General features: G+C 66.4%; 24 protein-coding genes. 8 read left to right on the top strand and 16 right to left on the bottom strand.

What is annotated here, in order from left to right:
• Positions 1-273: 273 nt before the first annotated feature.
• Positions 274-1,290, bottom strand: coding sequence for an outer membrane porin GjpA (gjpA, locus tag ABW16_RS12085; protein ID WP_052956872.1), 1,017 nt, complete (start codon positions 1,288-1,290; stop codon positions 274-276).
• Between the two features lie 270 nt (positions 1,291-1,560).
• On the bottom strand, positions 1,561-2,682 hold the full coding sequence (locus tag ABW16_RS12080) for a PQQ-dependent sugar dehydrogenase (protein ID WP_082134078.1): 1,122 nt from the start codon (positions 2,680-2,682) through the stop codon (positions 1,561-1,563).
• Positions 2,683-2,815: 133 nt separating this feature from the next.
• On the opposite strand from ABW16_RS12080, the gene ABW16_RS12075 reads away from it, so the two are divergent.
• Positions 2,816-3,631: a DoxX family membrane protein gene (locus tag ABW16_RS12075; protein WP_047319390.1), complete on the top strand. Its 816-nt coding sequence runs from the start codon at positions 2,816-2,818 to the stop codon at positions 3,629-3,631.
• Positions 3,632-3,680: 49 nt separating this feature from the next.
• Here ABW16_RS12075 and ABW16_RS12070 read toward each other — a convergent pair whose 3' ends face one another.
• Positions 3,681-4,019, bottom strand: a complete 339-nt coding sequence (locus ABW16_RS12070; protein ID WP_047319440.1) for a PH domain-containing protein — start codon at positions 4,017-4,019, stop codon at positions 3,681-3,683.
• Positions 4,020-4,110: 91 nt separating this feature from the next.
• On the opposite strand from ABW16_RS12070, the gene ABW16_RS12065 reads away from it, so the two are divergent.
• The 5 genes from ABW16_RS12065 to ilvC all read left to right on the top strand — a co-directional run bounded on the left by ABW16_RS12065 (position 4,111) and on the right by ilvC (position 9,339).
• The gene (locus tag ABW16_RS12065; protein WP_230987152.1) at positions 4,111-4,827 is read left to right on the top strand and encodes a TetR/AcrR family transcriptional regulator; all 717 of its coding nucleotides are present in this window, start codon (positions 4,111-4,113) and stop codon (positions 4,825-4,827) included.
• Positions 4,824-5,678, top strand: a complete 855-nt coding sequence (locus tag ABW16_RS12060) for a metal-dependent hydrolase (RefSeq protein ID WP_047319388.1) — start codon at positions 4,824-4,826, stop codon at positions 5,676-5,678. The genes ABW16_RS12065 and ABW16_RS12060 overlap by 4 nt, the downstream gene beginning before the upstream one ends.
• 212 nt (positions 5,679-5,890) lie before the next feature.
• Positions 5,891-7,759, top strand: a complete 1,869-nt coding sequence (locus ABW16_RS12055) for an acetolactate synthase large subunit (RefSeq protein WP_047319387.1) — start codon at positions 5,891-5,893, stop codon at positions 7,757-7,759.
• Entirely contained in the window at positions 7,759-8,271 is a 513-nt protein-coding gene (ilvN, locus tag ABW16_RS12050; RefSeq protein WP_046284693.1) for an acetolactate synthase small subunit, read from the top strand. Before ABW16_RS12055 ends, ilvN begins: the two co-directional genes overlap by 1 nt.
• Before the next feature lie 66 nt (positions 8,272-8,337).
• Positions 8,338-9,339 carry a ketol-acid reductoisomerase gene (ilvC, locus tag ABW16_RS12045; protein WP_047319386.1) on the top strand — a complete coding sequence of 334 codons (1,002 nt, stop codon included), beginning with the start codon at positions 8,338-8,340 and terminating at the stop codon, positions 9,337-9,339.
• Between the two features lie 118 nt (positions 9,340-9,457).
• Here the strand turns inward: ilvC and ABW16_RS12040 are convergent, their stop codons facing one another.
• On the bottom strand, positions 9,458-10,081 hold the full coding sequence (locus ABW16_RS12040) for a hypothetical protein (protein ID WP_131721490.1): 624 nt from the start codon (positions 10,079-10,081) through the stop codon (positions 9,458-9,460).
• Positions 10,082-10,265: 184 nt separating this feature from the next.
• Positions 10,266-11,699, bottom strand: coding sequence for a phytoene desaturase family protein (locus ABW16_RS12035; protein WP_047319384.1), 1,434 nt, complete (start codon positions 11,697-11,699; stop codon positions 10,266-10,268).
• A 277-nt stretch (positions 11,700-11,976) separates the two neighbouring features.
• Between ABW16_RS12035 and serA the strand changes: the two genes are divergently transcribed.
• The gene (gene serA, locus ABW16_RS12030; protein ID WP_047319383.1) at positions 11,977-13,563 is read left to right on the top strand and encodes a phosphoglycerate dehydrogenase; all 1,587 of its coding nucleotides are present in this window, start codon (positions 11,977-11,979) and stop codon (positions 13,561-13,563) included.
• Positions 13,560-14,576, top strand: a complete 1,017-nt coding sequence (locus ABW16_RS12025) for a 3-isopropylmalate dehydrogenase (RefSeq protein ID WP_047319382.1) — start codon at positions 13,560-13,562, stop codon at positions 14,574-14,576. Before serA ends, ABW16_RS12025 begins: the two co-directional genes overlap by 4 nt.
• A 47-nt stretch (positions 14,577-14,623) precedes the next feature.
• Here the strand turns inward: ABW16_RS12025 and ABW16_RS12020 are convergent, their stop codons facing one another.
• From ABW16_RS12020 to ABW16_RS11970, 11 genes are read right to left on the bottom strand one after another with little or no spacing between them, the layout of a single operon-like run.
• Positions 14,624-15,298: a 3-oxoacid CoA-transferase subunit B gene (locus ABW16_RS12020; protein ID WP_047319381.1), complete on the bottom strand. Its 675-nt coding sequence runs from the start codon at positions 15,296-15,298 to the stop codon at positions 14,624-14,626.
• On the bottom strand, positions 15,295-15,963 hold the full coding sequence (locus ABW16_RS12015) for a 3-oxoacid CoA-transferase subunit A (protein ID WP_047319380.1): 669 nt from the start codon (positions 15,961-15,963) through the stop codon (positions 15,295-15,297). Before ABW16_RS12015 ends, ABW16_RS12020 begins: the two co-directional genes overlap by 4 nt.
• Positions 15,960-17,117, bottom strand: coding sequence for a bifunctional 3-oxoadipate enol-lactonase/4-carboxymuconolactone decarboxylase PcaDC (pcaDC, locus tag ABW16_RS12010; RefSeq protein ID WP_047319379.1), 1,158 nt, complete (start codon positions 17,115-17,117; stop codon positions 15,960-15,962). Before pcaDC ends, ABW16_RS12015 begins: the two co-directional genes overlap by 4 nt.
• Positions 17,114-18,316 (bottom strand): 3-carboxy-cis,cis-muconate cycloisomerase, encoded by a 1,203-nt coding sequence (gene pcaB / locus ABW16_RS12005; protein ID WP_047319378.1) that lies wholly within the window; start codon positions 18,314-18,316, stop codon positions 17,114-17,116. The genes pcaDC and pcaB overlap by 4 nt, the downstream gene beginning before the upstream one ends.
• Positions 18,313-18,864 carry a protocatechuate 3,4-dioxygenase subunit alpha gene (pcaG, locus tag ABW16_RS12000; RefSeq protein ID WP_047319377.1) on the bottom strand — a complete coding sequence of 184 codons (552 nt, stop codon included), beginning with the start codon at positions 18,862-18,864 and terminating at the stop codon, positions 18,313-18,315. Before pcaG ends, pcaB begins: the two co-directional genes overlap by 4 nt.
• Entirely contained in the window at positions 18,857-19,606 is a 750-nt protein-coding gene (pcaH, locus tag ABW16_RS11995) for a protocatechuate 3,4-dioxygenase subunit beta (protein WP_047319439.1), read from the bottom strand. The genes pcaG and pcaH overlap by 8 nt, the downstream gene beginning before the upstream one ends.
• Positions 19,603-20,331, bottom strand: a complete 729-nt coding sequence (locus tag ABW16_RS11990) for a class II aldolase/adducin family protein (RefSeq protein WP_047319376.1) — start codon at positions 20,329-20,331, stop codon at positions 19,603-19,605. Before ABW16_RS11990 ends, pcaH begins: the two co-directional genes overlap by 4 nt.
• On the bottom strand, positions 20,328-21,128 hold the full coding sequence (hcaB, locus tag ABW16_RS11985) for a 3-(cis-5,6-dihydroxycyclohexa-1,3-dien-1-yl)propanoate dehydrogenase (RefSeq protein ID WP_047319375.1): 801 nt from the start codon (positions 21,126-21,128) through the stop codon (positions 20,328-20,330). Before hcaB ends, ABW16_RS11990 begins: the two co-directional genes overlap by 4 nt.
• Positions 21,125-21,364, bottom strand: a complete 240-nt coding sequence (locus tag ABW16_RS11980; RefSeq protein WP_047319438.1) for a hypothetical protein — start codon at positions 21,362-21,364, stop codon at positions 21,125-21,127. The genes hcaB and ABW16_RS11980 overlap by 4 nt, the downstream gene beginning before the upstream one ends.
• A 17-nt stretch (positions 21,365-21,381) precedes the next feature.
• Positions 21,382-22,008, bottom strand: coding sequence for a 3-phenylpropionate/cinnamic acid dioxygenase subunit beta (locus ABW16_RS11975; RefSeq protein ID WP_082134077.1), 627 nt, complete (start codon positions 22,006-22,008; stop codon positions 21,382-21,384).
• Complete coding sequence (locus ABW16_RS11970; RefSeq protein WP_047319374.1) at positions 22,005-23,444, bottom strand: aromatic ring-hydroxylating dioxygenase subunit alpha; 1,440 nt, start codon at positions 23,442-23,444, stop codon at positions 22,005-22,007. Before ABW16_RS11970 ends, ABW16_RS11975 begins: the two co-directional genes overlap by 4 nt.
• Positions 23,445-23,474: the final 30 nt, after the last annotated feature.

The raw sequence follows: 23,474 nt of genomic DNA, 5'->3' as shown, positions 1-23,474 counted from the left end.
TGCCACGGCAGTGAAAGGCTACTTGAAAGTAGCTTATGCACAAATGAACTGATCGCTAACAAAACCCAAGGTTAGCCTGCATTTACCCTAGATGACCTGGGCATATCGCCGCGTCGGCCAAATTATTGGCAGGGAATTCTCAGAAACTTAGTGGTCCCACGCGGAAGGACGGGCACCGTGGGTGGACCAAAGTTCGCATGGTCGACCTGCGCCCGACAACGCAAGTGGTCCCCTTCGCAAGCGAAGGGGACCACTTGGTGGTGTGCCGATCTATTAGAGGGTGTCGAACAGACCGTCGAGCGGGTTGCCCGACCAGTCCCAGCCCAGCGTGCTGGCGACGATCTGCGACAAGTTCTCCAAGGCGGCCAGCGTGCCGATCCCGTGACCCACGGCGTCGAGTTCGCCGAGGATGGGCACGTCGCTGACGTGCAGACCCAGGCTGTTCAGGATCGAACCGCCGAGGGCGGTGTCGGAGTAGTCGGATCCCAGCACCCCGCCCGTCGACAGCAGTCCGCCGAAGGCGAAGCTGAGCTCGTCGAGGGAGGCGCCCTCGGGCAACGCGATCAGGCCGGTCGCTTCGATCGCCGGAATCAGCGCGGTGAGGTCCAAGGTGGCACCGTTCAAGAACGCGCCGGTCATGTTGGCCGGAATGTCGGCCAGCTGCTGCAGTGCCGACTGCCAGTCCGGGTTGTCGCCGTTCAATGTCTCGCCGATCTCGCTGATGCTGTTGCCCAGCGCCACCAGGGGGCTGATCGACGGACCCAGGGCCCCGATCAGGACGGCGCTCAACGGCGAGGTCAGGAAGTTGACGATGGTCGGGATCGGCTCCTCGGGGACCGGGAACCCGAGGTCCGCGCCCAGTCCGCTGAGCCCGATGTAGGCGAAGATGTGGGCCTGGTCGATCGTGTACTGGCTCACGGCGCCGATGGCGTCATCGTCGCCGCCGAGGAACGTGACGGCGTTGAACACCGCGGCCGCGTTCTCCTTGAGGGAGTCGAGGACGTCGCCGATGGTGGTCGAACCATTGGCCAGATCCTGCAGGTAGCCGATCTGGTTGGCGATCTCCTGCTGCTGAGCCACAAAAGGATGCGCGGAGAAGGTGTCCCAAATCGTGGTGGCGTTGGCGCTGGCGGTGTCGAACACGTCCTGCCAGCTGGTCAGTGCCACGTCGGGCGAGTGGAGGGCAGCCGGGCCGGCCAGCGGTGCGACGACGGGGGCGGCCGCGATCGTGCCGGCGCCGACGAGCGCGACGCCAGCTGCGACCCAAGGGGAACGGGCGAGGTGTTGCATTGGTCTCCTAGCTACGTGAGCGTGACGGTTGCCACGGCAGCGAAATGCTACTTGAAAGTAGGTTAGGAGAAATGAACTGATTGCTAACAAATAAGTCAGGTTAGGCTGACTTTACCGGCATCTACCAGCGCATATTGCAATCGGAATTGAAGAATTGCCAGAGAATTCTCAGAAACTTACTAGTGCCGGCGCGGAAGGATGGTCACCGTAGGTGAACCAGAGGTGCCAGGCGGAGTCCGAAGTCCCTCGAGCGGACGCCCCGGCCGGGGCCTAGTCCTTGTCGTCGTTGGCGCGCGGGAACCCGCCGCCGGACGGGAACAGCGGGAACACCACATCGTCGAGTTTTTCGGCATCCCCGGCCGTCTTGTTCACCGTCGCGCCCCAGACGTTGCCGTCGGGCGACATCTTGACGGCCCAGACGTGGCCGTGGGTGTCTTGACGCATGACCTCGGGTTCGCTGGTGACCGATCCGGTACCGGCGGCCAGTCGCACCGCCACCGTCTGCTTGGTGTTGACCAGGTTGACCAGCACAATGCCATCCATCGCGGCGCAGCCGGCGACGCCGGGCTTGTCCGGCCACGTCCACACGGTCGACACCCGGGAATCCTTGGTGATGCGCTGCAACCGGTCGCCGCTCGGTGTTCGGTCGGTGACGTAGAGCGAGCCGTCGACGTGGTCGATGCACAGCCCGCCGCCGGCGCCCATCCCACTCAGTGCCGTGGTGGGTGGGGCCTGATCGATGGTCGTGGGTTGCTCGATGCGCAACACCTTGCCGGCGGTCGAGCCGGGATCGGCGGCCGCGGCGGGATTGCCCGCGTCGCCGGTCAGCACCACCAGGGTGGTCGGACTGGTGAAGATCAGCGCGCCGGTATTGCCGGTCGCGCCCTTGGGGATACCGGTCAGGATGTCCTTCGGGACGTCACCGTCGGCGATCCGGATCACCCGGTTGTCGGTGGGCGTGCTGATGTAGGCGTACATCAAGCGGTCTTGCGTGTAGGTCGGTGACAACACGATGTCCATCAGGCCGCCGTCACCGGCTGGGTCGACGCCGATGACCGTTTTTACTTTGGGTTCGGCGGACAGCGAGACCTCTTTGACCGCACCGGTGGTCCGCTCGGCGACGAGTGCCGATTTGCTGTCGCCATGCATGATCAGGCCGCTGGTGCTCTCGAGGCAGCCCTGCATCACCCCGGGTGCCGGGCACTGTTTCGGGAACGGGTTGGCGGGCAGCGGTGGCGGCGGTGGGGGAGTCGTAGGGGGCGCCATCCCGCGCCGGGGAACGGTGGTGAACGGTTGAGACTGAGCGTCATCGAAGTGCGCGCAGCCGGTGAGAACCAGCCACGCCGCGCACAGTACGACAGGCACCCGGTGAACCGCCCCGCGCATCCGCATGCCCGTCAGGTTACGGACACCGGGTCGGGTTTCGCCACGACGCCCACCGCAGTGCCGCACCGGGCCGGATTCGATTCGCTAACGAAGCCCTTCAAATCCCCAATCCCGCCGAGGTTGCCCTTACTCTGACAGGGTGACCAGTAATGGTGAGGGCTCACACTGGCGCCGGCCGGGTGAGACCGCCGACGCAGGCAAAGGACGTCCCAAGTCGGCACGTCTGGTAGATCCGGAGGACGACATGCCATCACCGACTTACACCGGTGATTTCGAGACCGCGGCCATTCCGGCTTACGACCCCACCGGTACTCGTGCGGTCGGGGCCGGCTACCACCCGCTGCCCTACGCCGAGCCCGCGGCCAACCCCGGCCGCGTCGGCGTCGCCATCGGCGGCGACACCGACGCCGACGAGCCGTTCCGGGCGCTGGACCGGCGCGGCACCCAGGATCTCGGTTTGCTGATTCTGCGGCTGGGCCTCGGTGTGCTGTTGGTGGCCCACGGGCTGCGTCAGCTGTTCGGTTGGTGGGGCGGTCAGGGGCTGAGCGGCTTCAAGAACTCCATCGCCGCGGCCGGCTATCAGCACGCCGACATCCTGACTTACGCGGCTGGGGGCGGCCAGATCGCCGCGGGCCTGCTGCTGGTGCTCGGACTGTTCACACCACTGGCCGCGGCCGGCGCGCTGGCGTATTTCATCAACGGCGTGCTCACCGGTGTCTCGTCGGACAACCAGGGCCGTTTCGACCTTTTCCTGCCCGACGGCCACGAATACCACGTCATTCTGATCGTGGTGGCGGTGGCGATCGTGCTGGTCGGCCCGGGTCGGTACGGCCTCGACGGCGACCGCGGCTGGGCCCGGCGGCCCTTCATCGGGTCCATCGCCGCACTGGTGCTCGGTATTGCCGGGGGCATCGCGATGTGGGTGTTCCTCAACGGGGCGAACCCGCTGGGCTAGGGCGGGGAGTGGCGGGTCGCCGCCTCCCTGACCACTGATTCAGCGTGATTCAGCGATACGGGTTCGGCACCCGCCCCCCGCTGGCCTCGGTCAGCAGCGGCAGCGTGGCGAAACTTACCGCGGGCAACCGCAGCGTCTCGCCGTCGCGCAGGTGCGCCCGCGCCCACGATCCCCGGGTAAATCCCAAACCGGCGATGGCGTCCCAGCCCACCGAGCGGCTGCGGAGCAGGGTCCGCACGGTGACCTGCTGGGCGTCGGCCACGGTTCGCCACCGGGCGATCAGGGCCGACAGCAGTAGCGGCAGCGCCAACAGCGGCGCGATGAATGGCCAGGTCAGCACGGGGATCAATAGGCCGAGGGTCAGGAAGCCAACCGCGAAGTGGGCCATCGGCGAGATGCGGATCACCAAGGGTGCGGGATCGGGTGATGGAGAGGCCACCCCCGCATGATGTCACCGCCGGCGTCGCTGGAGCCGGTGGGTGGCAGGCCGCACCGCCGTAAAAATAAATATTGACTACTTATTTTATGTGATGCACGATAGACGCGTGCCGCCGACAAAGCCTCGCCGAACCCAGGCGGAACGCACTGCCGAGACTCGGCATGCACTGCTCGACGCGACGCTTGATGCGCTGGTAGAGGTTGGTTTCAAGGGAACTACCACGACGGAGGTAGCCCGCCGGGCCGGCGTGTCGGTGGGGGCGCTGCAGGGACATTTCCCGACCAAGAACGGCCTTCTGACCGCCGCCATCGAGTTCGCCTTGAACCGCCGCATCGAAGAGTTCGAGGTGTTGATGGCGGGGCTGGATTCGTCCGCGGACAAACTCGACGAGGCGATCGATCTGCTGTGGTCGATGTATTCGGGACCGACTTTCACCGCGTCGCAGGAACTATGGGTGGCGGCCCGCACCGACCCGGACCTGGCACCCGCGGTCATCGAGACCGATCGCCAATTCTCGGAGGCCTGCGACCGGATATACACCGAACTGCTGGCCTCGGGGGACAGCGCCGATGCCGACACCTCGAAGTCGCGGATCGGACCGCAGATGACCTTCGCGCTGATGAACGGCCTGGCGATGTCCCGGTCGATCGCCGGCTACGAGCCGCTGCCCGCCGACGACATCCTCGACGCCTTCAAGATGCTGGTTCGGCCACTGGCGACCGGCTTTGCAGACCCACAACCCGAGAGAGAGTCATGACCGTCAACGAGAACCGCCACCCGGCGGTACAGCCGCGCCGCATCCGGTTCAACTACCCGGTGGCGGCCCTGGACCGCCACTTCGTTCAGGGTGACCTGGTGATGAGCCACATGATCGCGCACCTGTCGGCGGTGTTCCCGGAGGGCGAGGACTTCTTCATCCGTTCGGTGCGTCGCTACGCCGACCAGATCACCGACCCCGACCTCAAAGATCAGGTCAAGGGATTCATCGGCCAGGAGGTCACCCACGGGCGCGAGCACCGCGCACTCAATGAGCGCCTGCATGAGATGGGTTACCCGACCCGCAGGATCGACCGGCTGGTGGCCCGCCGCCAGAAGGTCATCGAGCGACGGTTCTCGCCGCTGACCTGCCTTTCGATCACCGCTGCACTCGAACATTTCACCGCCGTATTCGCCGAGACCCTGCTCTCTGACGAGCGGGCCCAGGCCCTGCTCGGCACGACCGAGGTGCGGTCCATGCTGTTGTGGCACGCGATCGAGGAATCCGAGCACCGCTCGGTGGCATTCGACGTCTATCGCGCGGTCGGGGGCGATGAGACTCGGCGCATCAAGACGATGCGGATCATCCGTTTCAGTTTCCCCCTCGCCGTCGTGGCGAACACCATCATCTCGCTGCTCGGCGACCGGGCCGCTTACCACCCGGTGCGACTCATCCGCAGCTTTGCCGCACTGCGGCATTCGCCGTTCTTGACTCGTGCCGTCTTCCGCCGGCTGGGGGAGTACATGCAGCCGGGCTTCCACCCCGACGACCACGACAACACCGCGCTGCTCGAGCGCTGGGAGGCAGAGCTCTTCGGTGAGCAGGGAACGCTGGTCGACCACCTGCACTGAGCGTCCCCACCGCTCATTTGACGCACGCTCGGTCCAGCGGCTACCGTCGTCTGCTATGGACAACGGCATGCTCGTAGTAGCCCACCGCGCGTTGGTTGTTGCCTGAACTTCCAACCACCGACGCGCAACCCTCGTGCAGCAGCTGAGCTGGCGGGGGTTTTTTGTTGCCAGCAGTCTCCAAAGACACAGTCGTCGAAGACAAAGAGGAAACCGTGAGCGCACCCACCACGCGACCGCCGGAACGGTCGGCACCGGCGCAAGCCGCCAACGGGGCTTCGGCCTCGGACGCAGCTTCAGACAAGGCCAAATCGCCCGCCAAGCGAGTCCCGCCTGAGCAGATGACCGGTGCCCAGTCGGTGATCCGGTCGCTGGAAGAACTCGACGTTGACGTGATCTTCGGCATCCCCGGCGGCGCGGTTCTGCCGGTCTACGACCCGCTGTTCGACTCGAAGAAGCTGCGGCACGTGCTGGTCCGTCACGAGCAGGGCGCCGGGCACGCCGCCAGCGGCTACGCGCACGCCACCGGACGGGTCGGGGTGTGCATGGCCACTTCCGGTCCCGGTGCCACCAACCTGGTCACCCCGTTGGCCGACGCGCAGATGGACTCCATCCCGGTGGTCGCGATCACCGGCCAGGTCGGCCGTCAGCTGATCGGCACGGACGCCTTTCAGGAGGCCGATATCTCCGGCATCACCATGCCGATCACCAAGCACAACTTCCTGGTTCGCAACGGTGACGACATCCCGCGCGCGCTTGCCGAGGCATTCCACATCGCGGCCTCCGGGCGCCCCGGTGCAGTGCTGGTCGACATCCCCAAGGACGTGCTGCAGGGCCAGTGCACCTTCGCCTGGCCGCCCCGGCTGGACCTGCCCGGCTACAAGCCCACCACCAAGCCGCACAGCCGGCAGGTCCGCGAGGCCGCCAAGCTGATCGCGGCGTCGCACCGGCCGGTGCTCTATGTCGGCGGTGGGGTGATCCGTGGGGAGGCCTGCGAGGAACTCGCCGAGCTGGCCGAGCTGACCGGCATCCCGGTGGTCACCACCTTGATGGCCCGCGGCGCCTTCCCGGACAGCCACCGCCAGCACCTGGGCATGCCCGGCATGCACGGCACAGTCGCGGCGGTGGCCGGGTTGCAGCGCTCGGATCTGCTGATCACTCTGGGCGCCCGATTCGACGACCGGGTCACCGGCCAACTGGATTCGTTCGCCCCGGACGCCAAGGTGATTCACGCCGACATCGACCCGGCCGAGATCGGCAAGAACCGGCACGCCGACGTCCCGATCGTCGGTGACGTCAAGGCCGTCATCACCGAGCTGCTCGAGGTGCTTCGCCACGAGAAGCTGTCGCTGGACCTGACCGACTGGTGGAGCTACCTCGACGGGGTGCGCTCGACCTACCCGCTGAGCTATGGGCCGCAGAGCGACGGCAGCCTGTCGCCGGAGTTCGTCATCGAGACGTTGGGCCGCATCGCCGGACCCGACGCGCTCTATGTTGCCGGCGTCGGCCAGCACCAGATGTGGGCCGCGCAGTTCGTGAAGTACGAGAAGCCGCGCACCTGGCTGAACTCCGGAGGCCTGGGCACCATGGGCTTCTCGATCCCGGCGGCCATGGGCGCCAAGATGGGCCGTCCGGACGCCGAGGTGTGGGCGATCGACGGCGACGGCTGCTTCCAGATGACCAACCAGGAGCTGGCCACCTGCGCGATCGAGGGCATCCCGATCAAGGTTGCGTTGATCAACAACGGCAACCTCGGCATGGTGCGCCAATGGCAGACGCTGTTCTACGGGGAGCGCTACAGCCAGACCGACCTAGCCACCCACTCGCACCGCATCCCCGACTTCGTGATGCTGGCCGAGGCCCTGGGCTGTGTCGGATTGCGTTGCGAGCGTGAAGAAGACGTCGAAGACGTGATCAATCAGGCGCGCGCGGTCACCGACCGGCCGGTAGTGATCGACTTCATCGTCGGTGCGGACGCGCAGGTGTGGCCGATGGTGGCCGCCGGCACCAGCAACGACGAGATCCAGGCGGCACGCGGCATCCGGCCGCTGTTCGACGACGAGAACAACGAGGGGCACGCGTGATGGCGACAGGTTGGAAGACCCACACGCTCTCGGTGCTGGTCGAAGACAAGCCCGGTGTGCTGGCGCGGGTGGCGGCGCTGTTCTCCCGCCGCGGCTTCAACATCGAGTCGCTCGCCGTCGGCGCCACCGAGACCAAAAACATGTCGCGGATGACGATCGTGGTCTCGGTGGAGGACACCCCGCTGGAGCAGATCACCAAGCAGCTCAACAAGCTGATCAACGTCATCAAGATCGTCGAGCAGGAGGAGGACAATTCCGTCTCCCGCGAGATCGCGCTGATCAAAGTCCGTGCCGATGCCAGTACTCGCGGACAGATCGTGGAGGCGGTGAACCTGTTCCGCGCCAGGGTGATCGATGTCTCTCCGGAGTCGTTGATCATCGAGGCCACCGGCACGCCGGCCAAGTTCGACGCGCTACTGCGGGTGCTGGAGCCCTATGGCATCCGCGAGATCGTCCAATCGGGTCTCGTATCGTTGTCTCGCGGTCCGCGCGGCATCGGCACGACCAAATAGTCCCCCCAGAAAAAGCCAGTAGAGATAGTAAGGAAGTTGAATCCAGTGGCATCAGAAAAGCTAGAGATGTTCTACGACGACGACGCCGACCTGTCGATCATCCAGGGCCGCAAGGTCGGCGTGATCGGCTACGGCAGCCAGGGCCACGCGCACTCGCTGAGCCTGCGCGACTCGGGTGTGCAGGTGAAGGTGGGCCTCAAGGAGGGGTCGAAGTCGCGCGCCAAGGTTGCCGAGCAGGGCCTCGAGGTCGACACCCCCGCCGAGGTCGCCAAGTGGGCCGACGTCATCATGTTGCTCGCTCCCGACACCGCCCAGGCTGAGATCTTCACGAACGACATCGAGCCGAACCTGGTGGCGGGCAACGCGTTGTTCTTCGGCCACGGCCTGAACATCCACTTCGGTCTGATCAAGCCGGCCGCCGACATCACGGTCGGGATGGTCGCGCCCAAGGGGCCGGGCCACCTGGTGCGCCGGCAGTTCGTCGACGGTAAGGGCGTGCCCTCACTGATCGCGGTCGCGCAGGACCCCAACGGCGAGGGCGAGGCGCTGGCACTGTCCTACGCCAAGGGCATCGGCGGCACCCGGGCCGGTGTCATCAAGACCACCTTCAAGGAAGAGACCGAGACCGACCTGTTCGGTGAGCAGGCCGTGTTGTGCGGTGGCACCGAAGAGCTGGTGAAGGCCGGCTTCGAGGTCATGGTCGAGGCGGGCTACGCGCCTGAGATGGCCTACTTCGAGGTGCTGCACGAGCTCAAGCTGATCGTCGACCTGATGTATGAGGGCGGCATCGCCCGGATGAACTACTCGGTGAGTGACACCGCGGAGTTCGGTGGCTACCTGTCCGGCCCGCGGGTGATCGACGCCGACACCAAGCAGCGGATGCGCGACATCCTGTCCGACATTCAGGACGGCACCTTCGTCAAGCGGCTGGTGGCCAACGTCGAGGGCGGCAACAAGGAACTCGAAGGTCTGCGCAAGGAGAACGCCGAGCACCCCATCGAGGTCACTGGCAAGAAGCTGCGCGACCTGATGAGCTGGGTGGACCGGCCCATCACCGAAACCGCCTAAGCGGCGGTGCTGTTTTCTCCGCGATAGCCCTTGGCCCACAACGGCTTTCGCGGTGAAGAAGATCCCTAAAGACGAGTGGCCCCTTCCGAGGAAGGGGCCACTCGCCGTTTGTTGGTACTTACAGGCCGCCGAGCAAGCCGTCGACCCAGCCGGACAGGTCCAGTCCCGAGAACAAGTTCGACAGGTCCAAGTCGTCGAACAGGGCCGACAGGTCGAAGTTGTCGAACAGGTTCGACAGGTCGAAGTTGCCGAACAGGTTCGACAGATCGAAGTTGGTCAGCAGGTCAGTGAGCCCACTGAAGATCCCCGACAGGTCGAAGTTGGCGAAGACGTCGCCGAGGCCGCCGAAGATGGCTGACAAGTCGAAGTTGTCAAAGAAGCCACTGAGGAGGCCGGAGAGGTCGAAGTTAGCCAGGAAGCCGGTGAGTCCGCTGAAGATCCCCGACAGGTCGATGTTGCTGAACAGATCGTTGAAGATGCCGGACAGGTCGATGTTGGCGAACAGGTCGCTGAAGATCGCGGAAAAGTCGATGTTGTTCAGCCAGTCGCCGAGGCCGCTGAAGATACCGGAGAAGTCGATGTTGCTGAGGGCGCCGTCGAGCACACCGCTGCCGTCAGCGGTGAGTTCGATGGCCGGCATGTGCAGGTTCGCCGGGGCGACGACTACGGGAGTTGCGGCGATGGCGCTGGCGCCGATGAGCGCGGCGCCCGCCAAGGCAAACGGACGAAGGATGGTAGGCACGGTTTCTCCTTAACTGAAGTGTGACTTGTGCCACTATCGGGCGTCCCTGTAACGCCCGACACAAGTTAGCTGAGGCTACACCAAACCTGGCAGTCTGTCTCTAATTAACTGGCAAATATCTGTGTGATTTGTAGGTGCCCGCAAAGTTGTCGCGTTCGCGGGCGTCCTACATGGCTAGGCCCGGTCAGGGCGCCAGGCTCGGCAGCCGGTCAATTCCGAACTCGCGTCGCAGCAGGGTGCGCGCGGCATAGTAGCCGGACATTCCGTGCACCCCGGCGCCGGGCGGTGTGGCTGCCGAGCACAGGTATACCCCGGGAATCGCTGTGGCCCAAGGATTTACCCGGGGAGTTGGACCGGCGAGAGCCCGCCATGCGCTGTTGCCTCCGGCGGCGATATCGCCGCCGACGTAGTTGGCGTTGTGGTTTGCCAGCTGGGCTGCCGGCACGGACCGGACCGCGACCACGATGTCGCGGAAGCCGGGGGCGAAACGCTCGATGCCTGCCGTGACGGTCTCGGCCTGGTCGACGGTCGAGCCGGCCGGGACGTGGGCATAAGCCCACATCGGACGCCGTCCGGCGGCGTCGACGCGGGACGGGTCGACCAGATGCGGTAGCGCCGCCAAGATCATCGGCTGCGGTGCGTGCCGGCCGGCGGCGATCTCGGCTTCGGCGTGGACCATCTGTTTGCGGTCACCTCCCAGATGCAGCGTGGGCGCCTGCACCAGCCGCGGATCGCTCCACGGCACCTCATCGGAGAGCACGAAGTCGACCTTGGCGGCCGCAGAGCCGAACCGGTAACGGCGCAGTGCCTTCGCATACCGTGCCGGTAGCGCGTCCCCGTAGACCGACAGCAGTTCGGTGGGGGCGGTGTCGAACAGCACCACGCCGCCGGGCGGCTTTCTCACCGGGGTTTCGCTGACCAGCTGGCCGCCGTGCGCGGTCAGGTCGGCGATGAGCGCATCGGTGATCGCCTGGCTGCCGCCGACGGGGATGGGCCAGCCGACGGTATGGCCGAGCGTCGCCAGCATCATGCCCGCGCCGGCGGAGGTCACCGACGGCAGCCGCGAGATCGTGTGCGCGGCCACCCCGGTGTAGAGGGCGCGGGCATCGTCGCCGGACAGCGTCGCGTTCCAGGCCGGGCCGGCCTGCTCGGCCATCCGCAACCCCAGGCGCGCGACCGTTGCGATCCCGGACGGCACGGACCGCTTGTCGCCCAGCAGAAACTTCACGACGGCCTGGCTGTCGGCGACCAGTGGGCCCAGCAGGCGTCGCCAGGACGAACCATGCTCCAACTCTGCGCAGGTGCGGTCCAGGTCCCGGTAGGCGATCGCCGCGGGACGGTGATCCAGCGGGTTGGCATAGGAGATCTCGGGCGCCGTCAGCCGCACACCCCGGGCGGCCAGATCGAACTCGGTGAAGAACGGCGACGCCAGCCCGAGCGGATGCACCGCCGAGCAGATGTCATGGGCGACGTCACTGAACTGCGGATCGGCGGCGGTGCGTGCGCCGCCGCCGAACGTGGGCTGCGCCTCCAAGACCTGAACCGACAGGCCTGCGCGGGCACAGATGACGGCGGCGGCCAGGCCGTTGGGTCCACTACCGACGACGGTGACGTCCATCCGTCGATAGTAGGGAGCCGCCCGCGCTACGCGACCAGATCCGGACGCACCCCCCAGCACCGGCCGCCGGACGCCGCCGTTGTCGAACTCGGGGCACCACGGCCGGTGGCCGGCCCGCTGCGCCCGGCTCCGCCGGGCTTGCGACCGGCACTGTGCTGGTGGTGGCCGGCCCGCTGCGCCCGGCTCCGCCGGGCTTGCGACCGGCACTGTGTTTGATGGTGGCCGGCCCGCTGCGCCCGGCTCCGCCGGGCTTGCGACCGGCCACTAGGCTGGCCGGGTGACTCTGCCCGTGGTTTTGATCGCTGACAAACTCGCCCAATCCACCGTCGCCGCCCTTGGCGACCAGGTCGAGGTTCGCTGGGTGGACGGCCCGGACCGGGAGAAGCTGCTGGCCGCGGTACCGGAAGCGGACGCGCTGCTGGTGCGCTCGGCCACCACCGTCGACGCCGAGGTCCTTGCGGCCGGCGCCAAGCTCAAGATCGTGGCCCGCGCCGGGGTCGGCCTGGACAACGTCGACGTGGACGCCGCCACCGCCCGCGGAGTGCTGGTGGTCAACGCCCCGACCTCGAACATCCACAGCGCCGCCGAGCACGCGATCGCGCTGATGCTCGCCGCAGCCCGGGAGATCCCGGCGGCCGACACCTCGCTGCACAACAAGGAGTGGAAGCGCTCGTCGTTCTCCGGCACCGAGATCTACGACCACACCGTCGGCGTGGTTGGCCTGGGCCGCATCGGACAGCTGGTCGCCCAGCGGCTGGCCGCGTTCGGCGCCCACATCGTCGCCTACGACCCGTATGTGTCGGCGGCCCGCGCCGCCCAGCTCGGCATCGAGTTGCTCAGCCTCGACGAGCTGCTCGGCCGCGCCGACTTCATCTCGGTACACCTGCCCAAGACCCCCGAAACCGCGGGTCTGATCGGCAAGGAAGCCCTCGCCAAGACCAAGCCCGGGGTAATCATCGTCAACGCGGCCCGGGGTGGGCTGATCGACGAGGCGGCACTGGCGGAGGCGATCACCAGCGGCCACGTCCGGGCCGCCGGCCTGGATGTGTTCGCCACCGAACCGTGCACCGACTCGCCGTTGTTCGACCTGCCGCAGGTGGTGGTGACCCCCCACCTGGGCGCATCGACCGCCGAGGCCCAGGACCGGGCCGGCACCGACGTCGCCAAGAGCGTGAAGCTGGCGCTGGCCGGCGAATTCGTTCCCGACGCGGTCAACGTCGGCGGCGGCGCGGTCAGTGAGGAAGTCGCGCCCTGGCTGGACCTGGTGCGCAAGCTCGGGCTGCTGGCGGGTGCGCTCTCCGACGGGCTGCCGGTGTCGCTGTCGGTGCAGGTGCGTGGCGAACTGGCCTCCGAAGACGTTGGGGTGCTGCGGTTGTCGGCGTTACGCGGACTGTTCTCGGCGGTCATCGAAGATCCGGTGACGTTCGTCAACGCACCTGCCCTGGCGGCCGAACGGGGCGTCGACGCCGAGATCGGCACCGCCACTGAAAGCCCCAACCACCGCAGCGTCGTCGAGCTCAAGGCGGTCACCGCCGACGGTTCCACCGTCACCGTGGCCGGCACACTGTCCGGCACCCAGCAGGTGGAGAAGATCGTCGAGATCAACGGCCGGCACTTCGACCTGCGGGCCCAGGGCGTCAACCTGATCATCAACTACTCCGACCAGCCCGGCGCGCTCGGCAAGATCGGCACTCTGCTGGGGTCGGCGGGCATCAACATCCACGCCGCGCAGCTGTCCGAAGACGCCGAAGGCCCCGCCGCGACGGTCCTGCTGCGGGTCGACCGCCAGGTGCCCGCCGACGTGCAGTCGGCGATCACTGCTGCCGTCGGCGCCAACAAGATTGAAGAGGTAGACCTAACATGAGCCTCAAACTTGCCGTCATCCCCGGCGACGGGATCGGCCCGGAGGTCATCGCCGAAGCCATCAAGGTGCTCGACGCCGTACTGCCGGGCACCGAGAAGACCGAATATGACCTGGGCGCCAAGCGCTATCACGCCACCGGCGAGGTGCTGCCGGATTCCGTGCTGGAGGAGATCCGCGGCCACGACGTGATCCTGCTCGGCGCGATCGGTGACCCGTCGGTGCCGTCGGGTGTGCTGGAGCGCGGCCTGCTGCTCAAGGCACGTTTCGCGCTGGATCACCACGTCAATCTGCGGCCCGCGCGGCTGTATCCGGGGGTCAGCAGCCCGCTGGCCGGCAACCCGGAGATCGACCTGGTAGTGGTGCGTGAAGGCACCGAGGGGCCTTACGCCGGCACCGGTGGCTTCCTGCGGCGCGGCACCCCGCACGAGATCGCTTCGGAGGTCAGCGTCAATACCGCATTTGGGGTGCGCCGCGTGGTGCATGATGCGTTCGGCCGGGCGCAGCGCCGGCGCAAGCACCTGACCTTGTTGCACAAGACCAATGTGCTCAACTTCGCCGGGGATCTGTGGTGGCGCACGGTGCAGGAGATCGCGCCCGAGTACCCCGATGTCGAGATCGCCTACTGTCACACCGACGCCGCGACCATCTATCTGGTCACGGACCCCGGCCGTTTCGATGTGATCGTCACCGACAACCTTTTCGGCGACATTGTCACCGACCTGGCTGCCGCGGTGTGCGGCGGTATCGGATTGGCGGCCAGCGGCAACATCGACGCCACCCGCACCAACCCGTCGATGTTCGAGCCGGTCCATGGCAGCGCTCCCGATATCGCCGGCCGCGGCATCGCCGACCCGACCGCGGCGATCATGTCGGTGGCGTTGCTGCTGGCCCACGTCGGCGAGGATGCCGCAGCCGAGAAGGTCGACTCGGCCGTCGAGCAGCACTTGGCCACCCGCGGCGGGCAGAAGCTGTCCACCGTCGCCACCGGAGACCGGATTCTGGGACTGCTCTAGGCGGCTATTGGGTGCCCAGTCGGAACACCTGCGGTGGGCTGCTGGGGTTAGCTGAAATCGACGGGCACTCTCGCCGCCAGGTCAGCGAGGGTGGTACCGAAGGTTTCGCGGGCCCGGATCGTTCCGGCGGCGGTGTCGATGTCGATGATGGCGTACTCGGTATAGACCCTGCTGACGCAGCGCAGACCGGTCAGCGGATAACTGCACGACGGAACCAGTTTGGCGGCACCGTCTTTGGTGAACAGGTCCATCATCACGAAGACGTTCTTGGCTCCGATCGCCAAGTCCATGGCTCCGCCGACGGCCGGGATCGCGCCCGGTTCTCCGGTGTGCCAGTTGGCCAGGTCGCCGTGCTGACTGACCTGTAATGCTCCCAGCACGCACACGTCGAGGTGCCCGCCGCGCATCATCGCGAACGAATCGGCGTGGTGGAAGTAGCAGGCCCCGGGCATCTCGGTGACCGGTATCTTGCCGGCGTTGGTGAGGTCGGGATCGATGTCCTCGCCCCGTGCCGCGGGTCCCATGCCCAGCATGCCGTTCTCGGTGTGCAGTACCACGGCGTCTTCGGGCGACAGGTGATCTGCGACGAGCGTGGGCTGCCCGATACCGAGATTGACGTACGAGCCCGCCGGGATGTCCCGGGCGATGACGGCGGCCAGTTCGTCGCGGGTCAGGGGACCGCGCTCAACGTGCTCGATCGCACTCGCCGGGATTGGCGTCACGAGCTGGTCTCCAGGATCCGGTCGACATAGATTCCCGGCGTGACAATCGCCTCGGGATCGAGTTGGCCGGTCTCGACGACACGCGACACCTCGGCGACGGTCAGCGTGGCGGCGGCGGCCATCACCGGGCCGAAGTTGCGGGCGGTCTTGCGATACACCAGGTTTCCCGCGCGGTCGCCGACATAAGCGCGGATCAGCGCGACATCCCCGTGAATGGGGTACTCCAGCGCGTAATCTCGGCCGTTGATGGTCCGAATCTCCTTACCCTCGGTGAGCAGCGTGCCAACGCCGGTGGGGCAGTAGAACGCACCGATACCCGCACCGGCGGCGCGGATGCGTTCGGCGAGGTTGCCCTGAGGTACCAACTCCAGAGCGATCTTGCCGGCGCGATACAGGCCGTCGAACACATAGGAATCGGACTGGCGGGGAAACGAACAGATCACCTTGCGCACCCGGCCCGCGGCCAACAGCGCCGCCAGTCCGGTATCGGCATTGCCCGCATTGTTGCTGACGATGGTGAGATCGCCGGCTCCCTGGGCGATCAGTGCGTCGACCAGCGCGGTGGGCATCCCGGCCATGCCGAAGCCGCCTACCAGAATCGTCGCCCCGTCGGAGACTCCGGACAGCGCATCGGCGGCGGTGTCGCAGATTTCCGTGCGGCTCACCCGTCGCCCGCTGAGGCGTCATAGTCGGCGAGCACCTGCGCGGCAATGCGGAACGCGGTATTGGCATCGGGTACACCGCAATAGATGGCGGTCTGCAACAACACCTCTTTGATCTCGTCGTTGCTCAGGCCATTGCGGCGCGCCGCGCGCAGATGCAGGGCAAGTTCCTCGTGGTGGCCCCGCGCCACCAAGGCCGTCAGGGTGACGATCGAGCGGCTGCGTCGGTCGAGGCCGTCCCGGGTCCAGATGCTGCCCCACGCATACCGAGTGATCAGCTCCTGGAAGTCGGCGGTGAACTCGGTGGTGTGCGCGACCGTGCGGTCGACGTGGGTGTCGCCGAGGACGTTACGTCGCACCGACATGCCCGCGGTGTAGACCGGGTCCCGCACCATCAGATGGTCGAGAACGAGGTTGGCGGTCGCCTCGGGGGCTTCGACGGGTGCCAGGTGGCCCACGGCGTCGAGCACCACCAGGCGACCGTGTTGGACACCGGAAGCGATCTGGCCCAGCAACTCTGGGGGAGTGGCGCCATCATGGGATCCGGCAACGGCCAACACCGGTGCGGCGATCCGACCGAGTTGGGCGGTCACGTCGAAATCGGCCAATGCCTCGCAGGCCTGGGCATACGATTCGTTGTCGGTGCCGCGCAACGCTTCCACCAACGCGGCGACCAGCTCGGGGGCTCGGTCGGTGAAACCGGGGGCGAACCAGCGCTGCAGCGATGCCTCGACAACGGCGCCGGTGCCCGAGGTTCGCACGGTGGCGGCTCGGGTGGCCCAGTCCTCGGCCCGGCCGATGGTGGCGCCGGTGCACAGCAGCGTGGCACTCGACAGCCGCTCGGGCGCATCGAGCAGCAGCTGCAAACCGACCGAGCCTCCGATGGAGTTGCCGGCGTAGTGGAATGCCGCGCCCGGCGCGATCTCGTCCACCAAGGCCAGCACGCCGGCCGCCAGGTCCGGCATCCGGAAGGGAGCTGCCGGGCTGCGACCGTGGCCGGGAAGGTCCCACGCGACGACGCGCAGACGTTCGGCGAGTTGTTCAGCGGCCAAGCCCCAGAGGGCAATTGCCGAGGTACCCAGGGATGGTCCGAGCAGGAGCAAGTCCGCGTCCTGCGGTCCGCCGAAGTCGGTGCCGACCAGCCGCGGCACGCTCATGTTGCCTCCATCAGGTGGTGGTGCGCGCGTTGCAGCACGGCGTCGATGAGATGGCTTGCCGCCCCGGTGTAGTCGCTGCGAGCGGTCTGCCCGGTCAACTCAGTCATCGCCCGCTGCTCCCCGAGCAGGTCGCCGGCGGCGGCAAGGTTCGCCGCGGCGCGATCGGTGTCGATGACCAGCCCGGCGACCAGGTCGGTGGTCTGCGCCGCAGCTGCCACGGCAGAGCGGGACAGGGTCCGCAGGGCTGCCCATTCGGCGTGCCAGCCGCCGTCGGAGCGCTCATCGACGCTGGCGGCCGAAGCGGTGTGCAAGCTGGCGGCCAGCGACGGTGCCACCAACCCAGCACGGCGGATCAGTACGGATAACACCGGATTGTTCTTGTGCGGCATCGTCGACGAACCACCGCCGCGGCCCTCGGTCAGTTCACCGATCTCGGGCCTGCTGCTTGCCGCGACGTCGTTGGCGATGTGGGACCAGGCGTCGCAACAGGTCACCAGCGCGTCGCCCACGCGGGTGATGACTGACCGAGTGGTGTGCCATGGCGGGCTGTCGGCCAGGCCAAGAGCTGTGGCCAGTCGCCCGGACAGGCTCATGGCGTTGATGGGTGAGCCGGCTAACTCGGTGGCAGCGGCCATAGTTCCCGCGGCACCGCCGGCCTGCACCGACAGCTGCGGCAGGGCGGTGACACAGTCGGCGCCATCCAAAAGGCCGGTGAGCCAGTGGGCAATCTTCATGCCGACCGTGGTGGGCAACGCGGGCTGGGTCAACGTGCGGGCAAGCATCGGGCTGTCACGGTAAGTCTTGGCCAGGGCGGCCAGGGCGCGCACCTGCGTGCCGAGTTCGCTGCGAACTCGGCACAGTGCGTCGCGTAGGCAGAGCATCAGTGCGGTGTCGACGACGTCCTGGCTGGTCAGGCCTCGGTGCAGCCAGTGTGCCGGTTCGCCGCCGGTGCGTTCGCGCAGCAATTCGAGGACGCCGGGGACCGGGTTGCCGGTCGCCTCGGCCGCTACGGCCACTGCTTCCACGTCAGCTGCCGAGATCGCTGCGGTCAGGTCGGCGCGTGCCGAGGCCGGCGCGATGCCGGAGTCGACAAGCACACCGAGCCAAGCGTTTTCGACCTGCGCCATCGCCGCCAGGTACCCAGCATCGCTGAAAATCTGTCCGGCCCGGTGGTCGCCGGGCCACAACAAGTCGGTCATGGCCGCTCCCGGTAGCGCAGGAATATCGTCTCGTCGGCGCCCTGCAGCTTGACGTCGAACCGAAAGCCATGCTCCTCGGGCACCGCAATGAGGGTATGGCGACGGTCAACAGGAACGGAGTTCAACAGTCGGTCTGCGTGGAGTTGATCGCCGGGCAGATAGGCACGAGTGAACAACCGGTTCAGCAGGCCGCGCGCGAATATCGTGACGGCAACAAATGGCGTCGACTGCTGGGGTGCTCCTGGTTTCACCGTCGTGAAGCTGTAGCGGCCGTGGGCATCTGTTGCGGCGCGTCCCCACCCGGTGAAGGCGCAGCCGTCGCGGCGAAGTGAATCGGAGGTGGTCGGCGCAGCGCCGTCCGCGTCGGCCTGCCAGATCTCCACCAGCGCATCGGGAACGGGCGCACCGGCGCCGTCGCTGACGGTGCCGTGTAGCCGGATGGCGCCGGGTGAGCCGGGAGGTACCAGTTCGTTGCCGCGGTCGAACGGCAATGCGTAGCCGAAGAACGGGCCGATGGTCTGCCCGGGCGTGGCCGTCAGCTTAGTCATCGTGGTCCTCGAAAGGCGTTGCGGCTGGGCCGGTGAGCACGATGTCCCAGCGATAGCCGGTGGCCCACTCGTGGCTGGTGATGTCGTGGTCGTAGACCGCGACGAGCCGATCGCGGGCTTTCTGGTCGGTGATCGACTGATAGATCGGGTCCAGTGCGAACAGCGGGTCGCCGGGGAAATACATCTGAGTGATCATCCGCTGCGTGAATTCACGGCCGAACAAGGAGAAGTGGATGTGGGCGGGACGCCAGGCGTTGTGGTGGTTGCGCCAGGGGTAGGGGCCGGGCTTGATCGTGGTGAACCGGTAGACCCCGTCGTCGTCGGTGAGGCAACGCCCCGCTCCGGTGAAATTGGGGTCCAAAGGCGCGGGATGCTGATCCCCCTGGTGAATGTAGCGCCCGCTGGCATTGGCCTGCCAGATCTCGACGAGTTGCCGGCGGACCGGCCTGCCGTCACCGTCGAGGACCCGCCCGGTCACCACGGTGCGCTCACCGATCGGTGGGCCGGCGTGCTGGATCGTCAGATCCGCGTCGGGGAGGGCGATGTCGCACTCGCCGAAACAGGGCGCCCGGAGCTCGACGCCCTCTGGGTCTACCAGGTGCAGCGCACTTTTCGGATGCCGAAGCACGCTGCTGCGATACGGCGGATAGTCCAGCTTCGGTTGACTTTCCTCGATGCCGGCGCGTTCGTACTCGGCCTGGATTGCCGCGATTTCCGCGCTGATCTCCGCCTGACCGGTCATCGCCACTCCAGCCGGGCCAGTTCATGGCGCCAGGCGGCATCCGCAGTGAATGCGGGGCCGAGGTCGGGCAGATCTGCCCAGTCTGACTCGTCGATCGGCTTACACACGCCGCCCGCGGAGCGCACTCGCAGTGACATCGAAGCCAATTGGTCCAGGCTTATCGCTTGCAGGACGGCCTGGCGAACCGTGGCAGCGGCACTGGTGATTCCATGGCCGCGACAGATCACCACCGGCTTGCCCGCCATGGCGGCGACCATCTCCTTGCCGAGTTCTGCGGTGCGGATCAGCACCGCCCTCGGGTACACCGGGACGCCGCGGCGCGCGAGCAATGCGCCGGGGATGTCGAAAGCCCCGTAGAGGGGTTCTATCGTGATGCCCGCCAGGTCGGCGGCCACGACGGCCGCCGGATGCAGGTGGGCCACCGCCCGGTGTTCGGGATGTGCCAGCAGCGTCTCGACGTGAATCGGCAACTCGTTGGGTACCCGATACCCGTCTAATTCCCCTGCGATACCGGGGGTTCCGTCGAAGCGGATGAGCCGAATGTCGTCGGGCCGAGTGAAGGCAACGCCGTCGTCAGAGTCGCTGCGACACCGCACGAGTAGGTGTTCGTCGTCGATCCGGGCACTGATGTGTCCGAGAATTCCGTCCACCAGGCCGCGGGCGGCAGCGACTCGGCACGCCTGGGCAACCTCTAGCCGCAGCGGCGCCAGGTCGTCGCCGGTCACGCGGTACCCCCGGTAGTCATTCCGAATCCGCCGTCGGGATGTGTAGTCCCGGCCGTGATGCCGCGGGACCGGTCTGAAGCCAGGAAGACGTAGCTCCAGGCGTGGTCCTGCGGAGTGAGTGCGACATTGAGGGGCGTGCGTGCCGCAAGGTCGCGTGCCCGGTCAGGGGTGTCGTCGAGGCGGATATGGTCCAGCGACAGGTTGCGCAGACCGCGCAGGTCGGTGTTCAACGTTCCGCCTGGTGCAACACCGTTGACCCGGATGTGCGGCGCGAGTTCGTAGGCGAGGGTCGCGACCAGGCCGCGAACGGCGAACTTCGACGCGACGTAGAGCACGCCGCCGCGGCCCGGATAGAACGACGACGCCGACTCGGTGAGGACGATCGACGAGCGCTCCTGGGCTTGCAGCGCCGGGACGGCGGCCTTCACCGACTGCAGCTGACTCAGCACGTTCGTCGTGAACATTTCGTCGAAGGCCGGCGCCAGCTCTTCGGCGGAGATGTCGGTGATTCCCTTGTAGAAGTCGAAGATCCCGACGCAGTTGACCAGCGTGTCCAGGCCGCCGAACGCGGCGACGGCTGCTGCGACAGCGCGTTTGTTGGCCTCGGCTGTCGTTGCGTCTCCCTCGGTGACCGGAAGTCCCGGCAATTGCCTTGCCAAGGCGGCGCACTTCGCCGGATCGCGTTCCAACACCGCGACCTGGGCTCCCTCGTCGAGATAGGCGTCAACGACTGCTCGGCCGATGCCTGAGCCAGCCCCGACGACCAGCGCCCGTTTTCCGTCCAGCCATCCCGTCATGGCAGGTCACTGTCGTCGCAGAGCAGCGGTTGATGCATGTTGCCGACCATCGCGGCCAGAGTGTAGGCGTTCTGCCAGGTCAATGCCTCAAGTTCCAGGGCGTCGAGACTGATCCACTGTCCCGACTTCGGCGACGTGATCAGCAGCCGCGAACCGTTGCGGGTATCGATCCGGTGCAGCGTCACTTCGGTGAATTCGTTGGCGATGGTTATTGCGTCACCGACCGCATTAGCCATGAGGTCGTCGAGTGCGCTCACAGGAAGACCGCCAAGTTCTGCATGCGCAGGACCGACTCATCGACATAGATGGTGCGCCGCGCCAACTTCCATTGGTCATCAGTGCGCCGCAGTAGATCTTCACGGCCGCAGGAGACGAACGCCGCCTCGTTCACATCGCCGCGGCTGCGGAAGAGCAGCTCAGCCGACTCGACGATCAGGTGTTGGTCGTCATCGCAGGCAAAGGTACGGACATTGGTGATGTGATGGCGCAGCCGCGACGGAGGATCTTCGGTCCAGGCGTGCTCGGTCGCAAAGCGCGCGACGCGCCGGTTCAGCGAGTATTTGTTCTCGTCGAAATGGGCCATGCCGGGCGAAGTGTCGAATCCAGCGCCCGAGGCGGTGGTCACCCGCACAGGCATGAAGTAATGGATGTCCTCGGTGAGGGTGTCGAGCCATTCGGTGTACTGCTGTGCGTCGAGCAGGTAGGCCTCGTCGACCAAGAACTGATGTGCCTGCAGGTGGCGGGCATCGTTGAACGGCAAGGGTTTACCGCTGCGGACCGTCTTCGGCGCATGATCACCCAGAACTGCCAGCTCCCACGGTCCGCCGGCATCTTTCGGTCGGGCGAACCCGGGCCGCTGACTCTTCTCGGTGGATGTCATACCCGGGCCTCCTCGCAGGCTGTCTCGCATGCCGACGTGCCGTTGGTCTGCACCAGGGGGGTGATTCCGTCGCGCTGCGTACCCATGGCTGCGGTGTCCGTCGCTACCGGGGCCATCTGGAGGTGATCGGCCCACAACCGAAGGATCGCCCGCTGATTGTTCTCGTTGTAGCCGACTTGAGCGGTGCCTGGGCCATGGAACAGCTCCGGCGGTAACGCATTGACCACCGGGGTGTCGTCGGCAAGCAGCCCCATCCGTCCGTTGAGCAACAGTTGACGGGCCATGGAGCCGGCAGCGGTGTTGGTCAGCGACACCCAGTTCTCCACGTCATCCTGTTCGAACATGCCCGTGGAGCCAAAGCACATCAGGTAGGCCTTATACGAGTCCTTCTTGAACTGCTCGGGGGCGGCCGCGTCGACCGCGAACCACGAGTACACCTCGGTTTCGTTCTCACTGATCGGCTGCCAGGTACGAATCGATATGAACGGCAACACATCTTCGCTGTCTTGAATCTTCGGCCAGTTGTGCACCAGGCTCATATTGGGAAAGCACGATGCCGCTGAGATCATGAAGCCGTCGTCGGCGACCATGCGCTGATGGTCGGTGGACCATACGTCCTTGATTCGCCCCACCATCTCGTCGGGGTAGCCGACATAGCGCATCCGTTCCTCAAAGTTGCCGGGCGGCAGCTTGTAGGTCGTACCGCCGCCGCAGGTCGCCCAGTAGGTCGCACCGTCTTTACGCTTCTGCGCCTTCGGTTCACGAAACAGCCCGATATCGACGACAGAGGCGTGGGTATGCGGGGTGTGATACATGTCCCCGGCGAAGTTCTCGACGCCGATCTTCCAGTTCGCTTTGATGCGCCATCGTTGCGGGCCGCGCACCTCGAGACCGCTGCGACTCTGCTTGGTGTAGAAGTCGAGATAGAACTTGAAGTCGCCGAGAAACTCTTCGAGCGGCGGAGCCTGGGGATCAAGGCTGATGAAGATCATCCCGTTGTAACTGGCCAGGCTCGGTGCCGGCAACAGCGTCTGACCGCGCTTGGAGAAGCCGGCCTCGCCGCCATAAGCCTCTTGGTGGAAGGGCAGGCCGGTGATGCGCCCGTCGTTTCGATACGACCAGCCGTGGTAGGGGCAGCGGAAATTGGAGGCGTTGCCCATCTCGGCGCGGCAGATCTGCATCCCGCGATGCAGGCACATGTTGAACATGGCCCGCACGTCGCCCTTGGAGTCGCGCGCAATGATGAAGGAGTCGTTGAGCAGGCGTCGCACCACGTAGTCGCCGTCTTGGGGGATCTCCGACTCATGCGCCACGAACATCCAGGCGCGACGGAAGAGCCGCTCCTTCTCGAGTTCGAAGATCTCGGCGTCGTTGTAGATGTGCGCTGGGATCATTCCCCGCCGGACCTCGTCGAGGACATGACGGTGATCACTCATCGATGCGTCTCCAGTCTTGAAGGCCCGCGA

This window comes from Mycolicibacter heraklionensis (assembly GCF_001021505.1).
Classification (GTDB): domain Bacteria; phylum Actinomycetota; class Actinomycetes; order Mycobacteriales; family Mycobacteriaceae; genus Mycobacterium; species Mycobacterium heraklionense.
The sequence above is the reverse complement of the archived record's forward strand: the minus strand, read 5'-3'. Positions and strand labels throughout refer to the sequence as shown.